The sequence below is a fragment of the Clostridium sp. genome (genome assembly GCF_051278035.1).
Classification (GTDB): domain Bacteria; phylum Bacillota; class Clostridia; order Clostridiales; family Clostridiaceae; genus Clostridium_AD.
Window position 1 is genome coordinate 1 of the sequence record NZ_JBNMNU010000114.1, and the last position, 13,834, is coordinate 13,834.

At 31.3% G+C, this 13,834-nt stretch carries 18 protein-coding genes; all 18 read right to left on the reverse strand.

Features of this window, described 5'->3' with window-relative positions; all coding sequences use genetic code 11:
* Positions 1-260 precede the first annotated feature (260 nt).
* On the reverse strand, positions 261-1,178 hold the full coding sequence (locus tag ACJAX4_RS15845; protein ID WP_435790419.1) for an RluA family pseudouridine synthase: 918 nt from the start codon (positions 1,176-1,178) through the stop codon (positions 261-263).
* Positions 1,179-1,625, reverse strand: coding sequence for a signal peptidase II (gene lspA, locus ACJAX4_RS15850; RefSeq protein ID WP_435790420.1), 447 nt, complete (start codon positions 1,623-1,625; stop codon positions 1,179-1,181).
* Positions 1,626-1,745: 120 nt separating this feature from the next.
* Positions 1,746-2,345 (reverse strand): TraR/DksA C4-type zinc finger protein, encoded by a 600-nt coding sequence (locus ACJAX4_RS15855; protein ID WP_435790421.1) that lies wholly within the window; start codon positions 2,343-2,345, stop codon positions 1,746-1,748.
* Between the two features lie 107 nt (positions 2,346-2,452).
* Entirely contained in the window at positions 2,453-3,250 is a 798-nt protein-coding gene (gene aroF / locus ACJAX4_RS15860) for a 3-deoxy-7-phosphoheptulonate synthase (RefSeq protein WP_435790422.1), read from the reverse strand.
* A gap of 11 nt (positions 3,251-3,261) precedes the next feature.
* Positions 3,262-3,954, reverse strand: a complete 693-nt coding sequence (locus ACJAX4_RS15865; RefSeq protein ID WP_435790423.1) for a 5'-methylthioadenosine/adenosylhomocysteine nucleosidase — start codon at positions 3,952-3,954, stop codon at positions 3,262-3,264.
* A 94-nt stretch (positions 3,955-4,048) separates the two neighbouring features.
* A complete protein-coding gene (locus ACJAX4_RS15870) occupies positions 4,049-4,660 on the reverse strand; it encodes a DivIVA domain-containing protein (protein ID WP_435790424.1) in 612 nt (203 codons plus the stop codon).
* Positions 4,661-4,676: 16 nt separating this feature from the next.
* Positions 4,677-5,450, reverse strand: coding sequence for an RNA-binding protein (locus ACJAX4_RS15875; RefSeq protein ID WP_435790425.1), 774 nt, complete (start codon positions 5,448-5,450; stop codon positions 4,677-4,679).
* 25 nt (positions 5,451-5,475) lie between these two features.
* Entirely contained in the window at positions 5,476-5,736 is a 261-nt protein-coding gene (locus ACJAX4_RS15880; RefSeq protein ID WP_435790426.1) for a YggT family protein, read from the reverse strand.
* A 38-nt stretch (positions 5,737-5,774) separates the two neighbouring features.
* On the reverse strand, positions 5,775-6,218 hold the full coding sequence (locus ACJAX4_RS15885) for a cell division protein SepF (protein ID WP_435790427.1): 444 nt from the start codon (positions 6,216-6,218) through the stop codon (positions 5,775-5,777).
* Between the two features lies 1 nt (position 6,219).
* Complete coding sequence (locus tag ACJAX4_RS15890; RefSeq protein ID WP_435790428.1) at positions 6,220-6,891, reverse strand: YggS family pyridoxal phosphate-dependent enzyme; 672 nt, start codon at positions 6,889-6,891, stop codon at positions 6,220-6,222.
* A gap of 125 nt (positions 6,892-7,016) precedes the next feature.
* Positions 7,017-7,727, reverse strand: coding sequence for a DUF881 domain-containing protein (locus ACJAX4_RS15895; RefSeq protein ID WP_435790429.1), 711 nt, complete (start codon positions 7,725-7,727; stop codon positions 7,017-7,019).
* A 9-nt stretch (positions 7,728-7,736) separates the two neighbouring features.
* A complete protein-coding gene (locus ACJAX4_RS15900; RefSeq protein WP_435790430.1) occupies positions 7,737-8,078 on the reverse strand; it encodes a small basic family protein in 342 nt (113 codons plus the stop codon).
* A gap of 15 nt (positions 8,079-8,093) precedes the next feature.
* Entirely contained in the window at positions 8,094-8,822 is a 729-nt protein-coding gene (locus ACJAX4_RS15905) for a DUF881 domain-containing protein (protein WP_435790431.1), read from the reverse strand.
* A gap of 73 nt (positions 8,823-8,895) precedes the next feature.
* On the reverse strand, positions 8,896-9,696 hold the full coding sequence (locus tag ACJAX4_RS15910; RefSeq protein WP_435790432.1) for a cell division protein FtsQ/DivIB: 801 nt from the start codon (positions 9,694-9,696) through the stop codon (positions 8,896-8,898).
* A gap of 209 nt (positions 9,697-9,905) precedes the next feature.
* The gene (gene spoVE / locus ACJAX4_RS15915) at positions 9,906-11,012 is read right to left on the reverse strand and encodes a stage V sporulation protein E (protein WP_435790433.1); all 1,107 of its coding nucleotides are present in this window, start codon (positions 11,010-11,012) and stop codon (positions 9,906-9,908) included.
* 23 nt (positions 11,013-11,035) lie between these two features.
* Entirely contained in the window at positions 11,036-11,986 is a 951-nt protein-coding gene (mraY, locus tag ACJAX4_RS15920) for a phospho-N-acetylmuramoyl-pentapeptide-transferase (protein ID WP_435790434.1), read from the reverse strand.
* A complete protein-coding gene (locus ACJAX4_RS15925) occupies positions 11,986-13,380 on the reverse strand; it encodes a UDP-N-acetylmuramoyl-tripeptide--D-alanyl-D-alanine ligase (protein ID WP_435790435.1) in 1,395 nt (464 codons plus the stop codon). The genes mraY and ACJAX4_RS15925 overlap by 1 nt, the downstream gene beginning before the upstream one ends.
* Positions 13,381-13,834 (reverse strand): glutamate ligase domain-containing protein (locus tag ACJAX4_RS15930; protein ID WP_435790436.1); only part of this gene is annotated, 454 nt, incomplete at its 5' end. It lies immediately after the preceding gene.

The window sequence follows — 13,834 nt, forward strand, 5'->3', positions numbered from 1 at the left end:
ACTTTGCCTAGGACTTCCTCCAGCTCACACCTCACGGTGGATACCTTGTCTTCAGCTAGTGGTTGGTAACTACAGACCCCCACAATGGACTTTCACCACCTAGTTAATTGCCATGCCTGGCACACTATAAAAAGCCCTCACCATAAGGTAAGGGCATACTATACTTGCATAATAGTATCACTATCACTTTCCTTATGATCTCACTGAATCACTTAAAGGTATAAATATTTTATTGAAATCATAATATCATATATTATGTTCTACTTCAACTCTTTTTTCAACTTATCTATAATTTTTTCAAAATAATCCGGAAGTGGTGAAATAAATTCCATGTATTTTTTAGTAGCTGGATGCATAAATCCAAGCATCTTAGCATGAAGAGCTTGCCCTTTTAAATTAAATCTTTGCTTTTTATAGCCATAAACCAAATCTCCAACTAGTGGATGTCCTATTTTTGCCATATGTACTCTTATTTGATGAGTTCGACCTGTTTCTAAATTACATTCTACTAATGTATTAGTTTCGAACCTCTCTATTACTTTATAATGAGTAACAGCCCTTTTACCACTCTCTACTACTCCCATTTTTATTCTATCATTAGGATTTCTTGCAATAGGTTTATCAATTGTACCTTCATCACTTTTAATTATACCTTCTACTAGAGCTACATAACTTCTTTTGGCTGAGTGTTCTTTAAACTGTGAAGCTAGAGAATTATGAGCATTGTCATTTTTAGCAACCACAAGGGCTCCAGATGTATCCTTATCAATTCTATGCACTATGCCTGGCCTTAGTATACCATTGATACCTGATAGGTCATTGCAATGGTTTAAAAGTGCATTAACCAGTGTCCCAGTATAATTGCCGGGTGCTGGATGAACTACCATATCTTGTGGTTTATTAATTACAATTACATCACTATCTTCATATATAACATCTAGTGGTATATCCTCCGCCTTTACATTTAACTCTACAGGCTCAGGAATAGTTATTGTTACTTCTTCATCTAATTTTAATTTATAATTGCTTTTCCTGCATTTACCATTTACGAAAGCCGTTCCACCTTCAATTATCCCTTGGACATGGGATCTGGATTTATTTTCTAATTTACCAGAAATAAAAACATCTAATCTCTCGGAAACTTCACTTTCATCAACTTTAAACTCAAAAACATCCATCTATATCTCTCCCTTTAGTATCGAAATCATCAAAACAAATGTACCCATAACTACTAACATATCAGCTATGTTAAATGTGGGGAAATAATATACATCTTTGTAATGAAGCAAAACAAAATCTACTACGTATTTATAAAATAATCTATCATATAAATTTCCAAGGGCTCCACTTATAATCATTGCAAAGCTAAATCTTACGAGTTTTGATTTTGGCTTATATGCAATAATATAATATATCATTCCTGATATAACAAATAAGGTAACTATAGCTAGTAGTATTGTTTTATTTTGTAGAATCCCAAATGCCGCTCCCCTATTCTCTAAATATTCTAAACCAAAAAAATCTTTAATTAATATTATTCCACTGTTTTCACTAAGCTCACTAATTACCCAAATTTTAGATAGTCTATCTAATAATAGGCCTAAAAAAACAACTATTATTTCCATACCCTTCCCCCTATATACTATAAAAGGAAAAGTACATATTGCTGAAATGTTCAAAAACTAATAATTCACCGCAATATATACTTTTCCATTACTACTAATTTAAAAAGCTATTGTTATTTTTTAATCTGGCAACTGATTTCTATACTGCTCATTACTTATTCTTTCTATAGGTTCGACATAACCGTCTTCATCCTCTTCGTAAGATTCGGCTGCATCTTCCATTTTATTAAAATGCTCTACTATCTGATAAGTATCCTCAGCATAAGTTGCTACTTCACCAGTATAGCTGTATCTAAAAGGCACCCCTAGCACATCTTCTTCGACTGGCCTATTGTTTTGTTCTGCCGGCTTATTATTATCGATGGTTTGTTGACAGGGTGCGCATTTGTCTGCATAGGGTATAAATTCTAATCTTTCGTAAATTATGTCGCTACCACAGCTTTTACATTTCCCATAAGTACCCTTTTCAATATTCTTTAGTGCATCCTCAATTTTATTTCGGATTGTGACTTCATTTTTAACAAGTGCCATCCCTTTTTCTGTGTCAAATAATTCTGTTGCGCTATCTGACGGATGATTGTCGTAAAAAGATAGTTCTGAAGCCATTTCACTTTTAAAACTTGCAGCACCATTTTGTTTCAATGTATTAATAAGACTATTGACTCTTGATTTCTCACTTATTAACTTTTCCTTAAAATATTCTAGTTTTTCCTTATCCATGATAACAACTCCTCTAGTTTTAATATTTCATTAATATTAAAATAAAAAATCTTTATAAGGTTATGTTTTCTCATGGAGTGAAATTTATTACACTTATTTAAAAATATTTAAAATTTCTCGAATTTTTTTACTTTTTTAACTATTGAATCTATAGTGTCTATGGACACTGTTTGTTTTGCATCGGATACTGCACTGTCTGGTGCAACATGACTTTCAATCATGAGTCCATCCGCTCCTGAAGCAATTGATGCTAGTGACATAGGCTCTACAAGTTCACGTAGTCCTGTTCCATGGCTAGGATCAACTATTATTGGAGTACGGTATTTTTGTTTAATCGCAGCCACAATACTTAAGTCCAATGTATTTCTCGTGTATGTTTCAAATGTTCTAATGCCTCTTTCACAGAGCACAACATTGTCATTACCATTACAAATTATATATTCTGCTGCAAGAAGCCACTCTGAAAGTGTTGCACTCATGCCTCTTTTAAGTAAAATAGGCATCTTTAATTTTCCAACTTCTTTTAACAAACTGTAATTGTACATGTTTCTAGAACCTATTTGTAACATATCAGCGTAATTTGATACTAAATCTATATCTTTCGTATCCATAACCTCTGTTACTACTGGCATATTAAATTCACTACCAACGCTTTTAAGTATTTTAAGACCGTCTTCTTTTAATCCTTGAAAGTCATAAGGAGAAGTTCTTGGTTTAAATGCGCCCCCCCTTAATATATGTACTCCTGCTTTTTTTAAACCCTTAGCTATTGCATACATATTATCATATTCTTCAACTGAGCAAGGACCTGATATAATAACTTTTTCACTTCCACCAATCACTACATCTTTAACATTTACAAGTAAATCTAAACCACTGCTTTTATCAACTTTTAACTTTTCCATGTATACGACTCCTAAATTAATTTTAACATATTGTTTAAAATATTCGTAGAATTTTCTACCGCAATATCCTTGAACTTCTCATACTCCATATGAGCACCGTTATTTGCATTATCCGATATGGATCTAATAACGATAAATGGAATTTCGTTTAAATAACAAACTTGAGCAATACTTGCCCCCTCCATTTCACAAGCTAAACAATCAAACTCCGTAATTAGCCACTTTATTTTAGAAACACTTGCAATAAATTGATCTCCTGATACAATTCTTCCTGTAAAATAATTATGCCCATTAATATCTATGCAAGCCTTTGTAGCAATCTCTACTAGCCTTTTATCACATTTAAATTCAAAAGTATCCAGTCTTGGAATTTGTCCTATCCTATCACCAAATGCAGTTGCATCTATATCGTGTTGTACTAAATTATCGCCTATTACCACATCTCCAGGGTATATATTATCTTTAGTTCCGCCTGCAATACCAACATTTATAATATAATTAACATTAAAATCATCAATTAGTATTTGAGCACAAATTGCGGCATTGACTTTGCCTATACCACTAGTAACTACAACAACCTTTTTATTATGTATGACTCCAACGCTAAATTTCATTTTAGCCTTTGTTACGCTCTTATGAAAATCCATATCCCTAATTAAAAAACCAACTTCTTCGCTCATCGCTCCAATAATACCTATATTCATTTTCTTCCTCCTTGTCATCCTCTAAATCACATATCATATATTATAACACATTTTCCGCATAAAAAATCTCACTCAATGAGTGAGATTTTATGTTTTACCCTTTTGCAAAAAAAGTTTTTATTTCTTCTAAATCCTTATCATTAAAATTTCTTTCATCAATGTTTTTAATTGTTAAATTCGAGTAGTCTAATTCGGGTTCAACTTCACTAGTGCTTACTTTATTGTTTTTTTCCACACCTACGTTGTAATTTTTAAAATAATCATTCTCTAAGCCATCAAACATATCGATCTGACAATTCATAAAACTTCTGAATTTCGTTCTAAAGATTGCAAATTCTTGCTTAGTTTTTTCATATTCATCATTTATCTTAAGCACACTATCATTTGCCTTATCCAATAACCTTTGAGAGGATTCATTTGCATTCCTAATAATAGATTCTGACTCCTTTTGAGCAGAAATTTTTGCTTGTTCTGCTGCATTTTGAGCTAATACTAGTGTATTTTGAATTGTTGATTCTATTTTAACATGATGCTCTAATTTTTCCTCTAAAAAAGCTGATTTTTCTCTTAGTGTTGAATTTTCTTTGTACATAATCTCATATTCTTCAGATACCTGATCTAAAAACTCATCAACTTCATCAGCATTATAACCTCTTAAGCCTTTTTTAAACTCTTTATTGTTAATATCCATAGCTGTTATTTTCATTTGCTTCCCCCTATTACTAAATATACTTTAATATTGAAACTTTCAAACGATCCTTTTGAGTGACTCCTATAATTTCACGGATTTTGAACTTTCCATATCCTCTAATTGTTAAAGTATCATTGTTTTTTACAATTCCATCTTTTTTAAAACACTGAAAATAATTTAATAATATTTTCCCCTCAGATATTAATCCCACAGAATTGTTTCTTGAAAGGTTACAAATAGCCGCAACTAATCCATCCAAGCGACATGATGAAGCTATAACTATTTTCTCTTCAAATTTTCTTTCAGGAAGTTTAAAGCTCTTATAATCATATTCCTGGACTTCACATGGGCAATTTGCTATACTTTCCAAATTAGAAGTTATATAATTACTAATATCATTACAAACGGTGGCATAACATATTCCATCTTGAATTATTAAATCACCTAGTTTTTCCCGATTAATTCCAAGGGACATTATTGAACCTAAATAATCCTTATGCAAGAGGCTACTAAACTTTGACTTGTTTTTTATTTCAAGTAAATTCATGGGATAATCTTTAGGTTCTTCAATGACCGAGAATGCTAGCATTCTCCTGTCAGCATCTTTAAATATACCACTTGTGAAAACTTTCACTCTATAATTTTTGCATTTATCTAAAATTTCATTCCATATAGCTGGCGATATAAAGTCGCTAGTAAATACTGTTTTATTTGTTTTTTCTGCTAATTGAATTTTATTGAATATACCAGAAATTAAATTTTTATCATCACAATTTATACTATTTAAAAATTTTGTTTTATCCATTAAACTCTTCCCTTAATCTAATATTTTATATGAGTAGCCCCAGCACAATTTCTTTTGCAAACATTAAAATTAAAAGTGCAATCATTGGTGACCAATCTACCATCGTATTACCAAAATATTTTTCTTGGATTTTTCTGCCTGGTAGTAAATGAGGTCCTGTAATCTTATGCAATAGTTCTATATACTGATTTGTACGATTAGGATAAACCCAAGATAAAATTACCTCAATAAATATCGTCCATTGTAACGCATTAAAAATCAAATTAAAAAACCTATAAAAAAACAAATTTTATACCTCCTGTATTCCTTTTTACGGGTTACTAATTATTTATTCCAATTAAAAATTCCTTTTGAGCTTAGTTCATTTTTTAATGCATTGTCAACTTCTACATTCGAAGGAGAAATTATATAAACACCTTTTTCTATCTGTTGTAGTTCTCCGCCTAATGCATAACATGCTCCACCAATAAAATCCAATAGTCTTTGACCAGTTTTAAGTTCAAGTCCCGTAGTATTAACTACTACTATTTTTCTAGCTTTTAAATTATCACTTATATTAGTTGCTTCATCAAAATCCTCTGGTTTTATAATAACCACTTTTGCAGACGATGCGGTGTGTATATTTACTACTTTACTTTGTTTTTTGTTTGTACTCATAAGTGATTCAATATCCATGTTTTCGTCCTCATTTTCCATTTCTTGAACTTCGTCCTCAGCTTCGTCAGCCATACCAAAAAAACCCATTACCTTATTCATTACATTACTCATTTTATACCTCCAGTTTTTTATAATCTCTTTTTCCAAATATGCTCTCTCCAAGTCTTATCATATTAGCTCCTGATTCTATTGCATCCTTATAATCAGAACTCATGCCCAAAGATAAATATTCCATTGAAACATTTTTATATTCAAATGTTTTTAAATCTTCAAATATAGTCTTCATCTGACTAAAATACCTTCTGCAATCTTCACTTCCACCAATTGGAATTGTAGCCATTAGACCTTTAATTTTAACATTGTTGCAGCTCTCACAAGCTTTTATTAACGGAACTAATTCTTCAACTTCTATGCCATTTTTTGCACTTTCACTACCTATATTAACTTGAATTAATAAGTTAGCAATTTCATTTTCATCTCCATAACGTTTTTCTATTTCTCGAAGTAATCGTATGCTATCTAAAGAATGAATGAGATGAACTTTTCCAACAATATATTTAACCTTATTCCTTTGTAAATGTCCTATAAAGTGCCATCTAACATCCTCACTTATATTATCGAACTTTTCCATTAATTCTTGTACTTTATTTTCTCCAAAATCTCTTGCTCCAGATGCATAAGCCTCTTTTATTTCAGTTATTTCTCTAGTTTTAGAAATACATATAAGTGTTACTTCTTTTGGAATTTCATTTATTATTTCGTTATAAGCTTCACCGATTGCCAATTACCAATCCCTCCTCACTTCTTTATTATGTGCATTACAATTATTAATTGTAAAACCCATTCTTCTTTTAATTCTTCATTGAATAAGGAAACTCCTTCAATATTTGAATGTATTTTTAAATTATATTAATCTTTTTTAGTTATAGGAGCCATAAACTGGTATTCCATTTTACCAGTATATCCCAATATTTTAATATTATCTTCCTTAACAATATTAACCTTAGCTTCTCTCATCTTTAATGATACTACATGAGAATATTCTAAAGTCAAATAATTATAAAGCACACCTTTGTTTCCTATTGCACTAATATAAAAAGGTGCCACAATATTAATACCATTTAACTTAATAGCAGAGCCAATACACCATAAATTATTATTATAAACAATTCTGTTACCATTCACTTCTATGGCTTCTGCACCTGCGCTTTTGAGATCATTTAACACATAAAGAATATCGGTGTCATGAATTATAGTTCTATTAGGATCATATTCATCTATTATACCATCATCTAGTGTTATCACAACTCCTTGACCTTCTACATCACTTTTCCCTAAAATTAAATTGTTGTAAATAACTTCCTTTTGTATTTCCTCTAAAATTTTAGAATCTTTGTCATAACTATTATCGTAATTCTTAAACTTTAAATTAATATTGTAATATTGACGTTGTAACTTATTTAATTTAGTATACAATTCACTTCTTTCATTATAGGCTTCATTGAACTGTTTTACATCTAAAAAATTATTTTCACCTTCAAAACCAAGATTCATAGCTATAAGAAGTCCTATAATTATTGAAGCGATAAACACAAATATGGTAGCTTCATTATTTTTCATTTAATCACCTCATGAGTGGGATTTAGTTTTGTCTATTAAAATTCGTCTTATAATTGCAAAGTTATCAAATATTCTTCCACCAAATACGATAACAGCAGCCAAATAAATTGGAATTCCGAGTTTATCCCCTAAATATACCATTCCTACAGCCAGTGCTGCATTCCCAAAAAAACCTGATATGAAAATATCTGCTCTGAAATTATGAGAAATTGATCCACGAAGCGCCCCAAATACAGAATCTAAACATGCAAAAATCGCTACAGAAATATATGGAGAAAATGCGACTGGAATATCCACATTCCATACAATCCCTATTATAATACCTATTAATAATCCTACAAAAGCTACCATTTCATCACCTCTATTTTATTTCTCTTCTTGTTCTATTGGTTTAGCATATTCAAATTTGTATGTTTTACTATATTTAGGAACTTGTATTTTGTCTGTTGGTGTTGCTGTTGTTACAAAATTTTCAATCAAATTAGATGAAAGTGTTCCTGAAAATTTAATAGCCCCAACTAAAACAACCTTGTTGCCGATTGCCTTAATCGTAATTCTTTCATTAGAAGGAATTCTCTCATCATTTATAATAATTGCATTACCTGCAGTCCGTATAGCACTACGGGAAGTTAACCTAATACCATTAATGGAAATTGCTTCAGCATCTACTGCGTTTAATTCATTTACTATATGAACTAAATCCGTGTCGATTATAATTGGTGCTCCAAGGCTACTATCAAAAATGTCAGTCCTAGGATCTATGTAAATTATTATACCTGGACCTACCACTTCAGTGCCCCCAGTAAGCATTCTTGTCTCTTCTAAGTCCTTGTATAATAGCTTGCTTTGTAGGTCTATCCCACTTGCAGCACTTTCATATTCCTTTGTTTTAGATTCTAATTCATCAACTTTCTTTTTCGTCTCTTCTATTTGCTTTTTTAACTGCTGATTTTCAATTATAATTTCTGGTGAAGTCTTGTTAGCATCTACCATTGCCGAATTTTGTTTATTTATCATTTTAAGTTGGTAGGTTACCATAAACCCTAATAATGCACATATTATACCAATGGATATTTGCGCTCGAAATTTCTTCATAGACTTCCTCCTTACTTATTGTGTGAGGGACATATTTATTGTTAATTCTTTAACTACTATACTTTTACTTCTACTATTCTATAAAAACCACTGGTGGCCCTTTAAAACTAACATCTAAATATCCTTTGGCTGCTTTATATTTTGGTTGTGATAGGATATTTATCGCCTTATTAAACTTGTTTTCTAAGTCTTCTGTTGTTCCAAATTTAATACACATTTTACCTGAGTAAACTTTCACATCTAAAACATTATTTATATCTACACTACTTATAATTATATTATTTTTAGTCTTCCTATACTCATTAATAATATTTGATATATTATTGGCAATATTAATTTTTCTATCATCGGATATAACACTATTTCCTACCTTAGAATTTTTAAAATCAATACCACCTAAATTCACTATGTTCATGTCTTTAATATTAGATCTTTTCTCTAGTAATACTCCTTCATTATCCATAATGTAATAAGTATCCTTTACTTTCCCATAAAAAATAGCTACTCTCTCTTCTACTTGTATTATAATTTTATTGGGCAATTTTTTTTTAATTGTAACTCCCAGAGTATAAGGGTTTTTTACTATATCACTCTTACTATCCGCAAAGCTAGCGTAAAAGATATTGGTATTTAAATGAGTGTTAATCTGCTCATTAATTTTAGAGATAGGAACATTTACATTTCCCACAATTTCAATTTGCGTAATATTAAAATAAGGCAATTTAAAGCATAATGTAATCAAAGTAGAAACCATAATTATTCCAAGTAATATTAAGTTCCTTACTTTTTTTTTCTTTTTTCTTTTTTTTAATAAATTTTCACTATTTGCTATTATATACTTTCCTTTGTCAATGCTTTTATTTTTGTCTTTCATTTATTACCCCTCGATTAATAACATATATTATTACATCCAAATTTAATTTAAACTTATCTATTGTATACATAATAACACTTAATGTAATTTTTTTCATTAATATTATGATGTATTCTTTAGTATTTCTAAAAAATTAATATTATTCCCTTAAAATGGCTATAAATACAAAAAAGCATACATAATTGCATGCCTTTCTTCTAAGTAATAGATTAATTTCTATTTACAGTTTGTCTTGACACATTTAAAAGTATTCCCATTGCAAACATATTAATAACAAGAGCTGAGCCTCCATAGCTTATAAATGGAAGTGGAACACCTGTTACTGGCATTGACCCAGTTACTACTGCAATATTAATAATTGCTTGAACAGCAATGACCGACGTAGTTCCTATAGCTAAAATGGTACCATACATATCTTTAGCTGTAACTGCTACTTTAATACCTCTCCATACAAAGATAAGGAACAGTGAAATTATAAATACAACTCCGATCAGACCTAATTCTTCACCAATTATTGCAAAAATAAAATCCGTATGTGGTTCAGGTATGTACAGGCACTTTTGTCGTGATTGCCCAATTCCAGCTCCAGTAACTCCTCCTGACCCAAGGGCAAGAAGTGACTGAACTAGCTGGTATCCCTTACCTTGACTATCAGCAAATGGATCCATAAAACTCGTAAGTCTTTTCATTCTATAATCAGCTGTAATTGTTAAAACTGCAACTGCCGCCACTAGGGACCCACCTATGGCAAAAAGGTGTTTGAGTCTTGCCCCTACCGCAAATAATATAACTACAGTAACAATCATTATAATAGATGCAATACTTAAATTTGGCTCCATCAAAATTACGCCTGCATAAAACCCAGAAATTAATAGGTATGGCAATATGCCCTTAGAAAAGCTTTTAACTTTTTCTCCCTTTAAGTCTAAACTTTTAGCCATAAATAATACAATGGCGTATTTTGCGATTTCGGATGGTTGAACATTTACAAAGCCAAGCTGAATCCATCGCCTAGCACCGTTAATGTCTTGGAATGCAAATACGGCAAGTAATAATACCATTGTTCCTATCATAATAATACCAGTATGTTTTTTATACTTATGATAATCAACTTTAATAGCTATAGCCATAAAAATAAAACCCAGAACTGCCCACATCATTTGTTTTTTAAAATAATAGTCAGGATCATCTAGCTTCACAAGTGAATACCATGAACTGGCACTAAAAACCATTAATACCCCTATGGTTACTAGAAGCACTACCGTTGCAAACAACATAAAATCTATTTGTCCCATTTTCACATTAGACTTTTTCATATTATACACTCCTTATTTCACTACTAGAGAAAAGATAGAAATCCAACTAAACATAAAATCACTGTTACAATAGAAAATACTGCAACAATTTTAGTTTCATGCCATCCACTCAGCTCAAAATGATGATGAATTGGGGACATTTTAAATACTCTCTTACCTGTAGCTTTAAACACCGCTACTTGAATAATAACCGAAAGAGCCTCTAAAACATATACTCCCCCTACAATCATAACAAGCAAGGGCTGTTTTAGTATCATAGCTACTGCAGCTACTGCTCCTCCAAGTGCTAATGACCCCATATCTCCCATAAAAATTTGTGCTTTATAAGAGTTGAATTTTAAAAACCCTAATAGCGAGCCAGCAAGCGCTGCACAGAATATCGCCAGAGTAGAATTCGCTAGGCTATTACTTACCAAAGCAAAAAATGTCATGACTACTATCGTAATGCATGTAGCTAGACCATCTAATCCATCCGTTAAATTAACTGAATTTGTTGTAGCTGCAAAATATACAATAATAAAAGGCACATACCACACCCCTAAATTTATGGGCCTATTTAGAAATGGTATCATTATATCAGTTCCTATTTTAATTGAAGTATAATAACCGATTAAACCTGATACCACAAGTATAAGTAGCATCTTTTGTTTAGAACTAAGTCCTTCATTTTTTTTACGTATTGTTTTTATTAAATCATCAATAAGTCCTATTAATCCAAAAGCTACAAAACAATATAGAACAATCATAGCTTCATCATTAACGTGTCTAACAATAATTAACATGGTAATTATTGTTGAAGTCATGAATATAATACCCCCCATAGTAGGGGTTCCTGCTTTTTTTAGATGACTTCTAGGCCCCTCCTCCCTTATATTTTGGCCGAATTTAAGTTTATGCAGTAAGGGAATTAACAAAGGTCCTTGCATAATTGATAAAATAAATGCGATTAAAACTGAATAAATAATTATACTCATTATCCCATCACCTCTTTAGAATTTATATTTCCTAGGCAATTTACTATACTCTCAAATTTCATAGCCCTTGAAGCTTTAACCAAAACAACATCATTTCCAGACAGAGTTTCCTCTAGGAAGGAATTTACTTCATCATAAGTATCAAAACTTCTATATTTATCTATATCCACAAATCCTTCACTATATGCCTTATTAAATTCACCAATGGTAATTAGTAAATCAATATTTTTTTCTTTTGCATAAGCACCCACTTGTTTATGAGCCTGAAAAGAACTATCTCCCAGTTCCCCCATAGTACCAAGTATTGCAATTTTAGATTTCCCCTGTATATTGCAAAGCACATCAATTGCGGCTATCATTGAATCTGGACTAGCATTATAACAATCATTTACTATAGTGAATTTCTTTCCTTTTATTATATCTAAGCGCATAGATGTAACTTCCAGTTTTTTAAACCCTTCTGCAATTTCATTATAATTCATACCCATTTCTCTAGCAGAGGCTACTGCCAGTAGCGAATTTAGAACATTATGTCTTCCAGGTATATCCACTTCAATTGCTTTATCTATTTCATTTCCTGCATCCAGTATATTAAATGTTATTTTCGACTCATAAATATTTATATTGCATGCACCGTAATCAACACTTGAATCGATTCCTGTTCTTATAAGCTTATATTTCGACGTTTTTACCTCTTCTAACAAATCATTATCTGAGTTAACAATTAAAACACTATCATCATCAAAAAAATCTGTTACCTCCATTTTGGCTTTCAAAATATTTTCTCTAGTTTTAAGATTTTCAATGTGAGACATTCCAATGTTGGTAATAATTGCAATATCAGGCCTAGCTACATCACATAACCTATGAATCTCTCCAAAATCACTCATACCCATTTCAAGTATAGCAACATCGTAAGTTTTATTAAGCTTAAATATCATCATAGGGAGTCCTATTTCATTATTAAAATTTCCTAGCGTCTTAAACACTTTAAATTTCGAGCTTAAAACCGCTGAGACCAAGTCCTTTGTGGATGTTTTACCGGTAGAACCGGTAATGCCCACTACCTTTAAATTCAACTTATCTATATAAAACTTTGCTAGTTGCATTATAGCCTTATTAGTATCCTCTACTACAATTACAGAGGTTTTCGCGTCCCAATCTACACCTTGAAACTTTATTTCATCTATTATGCAAAGTGAAGCTCCTTTTTTACTGGCTTCTAAAATAAAATCGTTAGCATTAAAATTTTCGCCTTTTAAAGCTATAAAGATATCATTATCACTAATAGCTCTTGTATCTATGCTAACGTTGTTATATAGCAAGTCTTCCCCTTTGACTATTAGTTCTCCCCCTGTTGCCTGTACTATCTCGTCACGACTAATGTACTCCATCTAGAATATCTCCTTTATTATCTCAAAAACAACTTCCCGCTCATCAAAATGTATGGTTTTACCTTTTAAAACCTGATAATCCTCGTGTCCTTTTCCTGCAATAACAATAACATCATCTTTCTCTGCAATTTCTATTGCCCTCTTTATAGCTTCGCGTCTATTCTCTATTATTTCGAAATTCTGCTTTTGGATTTCGCATACTACATCTTTAATTATTTCTAGTGGCTCTTCATTTCTTGGATTATCAGATGTTATTACACTGTAATCACTTAAATCAGTTCCTATCTTGCCCATTATAGGTCTTTTAGTTTTATCTCTATCTCCACCGCAACCAAAGACACTTATAAGTTTAGATTTTGTAAATCCTCTAGCAGTTTTAAGTATATTCTCGAGTCCATCCGGCGAATGAGCATAATCCAAAATTATTTCAAAACCTAGGTTATAATTACCCCCT

Coding starts and splice junctions, on each gene's coding strand:
- ACJAX4_RS15905 (WP_435790431.1), bottom strand. CDS start 8,822: ATGAAGAAATTTCGAGCGCAAATATCCATTGGTATAATATGTGCATTA.
- ACJAX4_RS15925 (WP_435790435.1), bottom strand. CDS start 13,380: ATGGAGTACATTAGTCGTGACGAGATAGTACAGGCAACAGGGGGAGAA.
- mraY (WP_435790434.1), bottom strand. CDS start 11,986: ATGAGTATAATTATTTATTCAGTTTTAATCGCATTTATTTTATCAATT.
- ACJAX4_RS15885 (WP_435790427.1), bottom strand. CDS start 6,218: ATGAGTAATGTAATGAATAAGGTAATGGGTTTTTTTGGTATGGCTGAC.
- ACJAX4_RS15865 (WP_435790423.1), bottom strand. CDS start 3,954: ATGAATATAGGTATTATTGGAGCGATGAGCGAAGAAGTTGGTTTTTTA.
- ACJAX4_RS15895 (WP_435790429.1), bottom strand. CDS start 7,727: ATGAAAAATAATGAAGCTACCATATTTGTGTTTATCGCTTCAATAATT.
- ACJAX4_RS15900 (WP_435790430.1), bottom strand. CDS start 8,078: ATGGTAGCTTTTGTAGGATTATTAATAGGTATTATAATAGGGATTGTA.
- spoVE (WP_435790433.1), bottom strand. CDS start 11,012: ATGAAAAAGTCTAATGTGAAAATGGGACAAATAGATTTTATGTTGTTT.
- ACJAX4_RS15870 (WP_435790424.1), bottom strand. CDS start 4,660: ATGAAAATAACAGCTATGGATATTAACAATAAAGAGTTTAAAAAAGGC.
- ACJAX4_RS15845 (WP_435790419.1), bottom strand. CDS start 1,178: ATGGATGTTTTTGAGTTTAAAGTTGATGAAAGTGAAGTTTCCGAGAGA.
- ACJAX4_RS15875 (WP_435790425.1), bottom strand. CDS start 5,450: ATGGATAAAACAAAATTTTTAAATAGTATAAATTGTGATGATAAAAAT.
- aroF (WP_435790422.1), bottom strand. CDS start 3,250: ATGGAAAAGTTAAAAGTTGATAAAAGCAGTGGTTTAGATTTACTTGTA.
- lspA (WP_435790420.1), bottom strand. CDS start 1,625: ATGGAAATAATAGTTGTTTTTTTAGGCCTATTATTAGATAGACTATCT.
- ACJAX4_RS15855 (WP_435790421.1), bottom strand. CDS start 2,345: ATGGATAAGGAAAAACTAGAATATTTTAAGGAAAAGTTAATAAGTGAG.
- ACJAX4_RS15910 (WP_435790432.1), bottom strand. CDS start 9,696: ATGAAAGACAAAAATAAAAGCATTGACAAAGGAAAGTATATAATAGCA.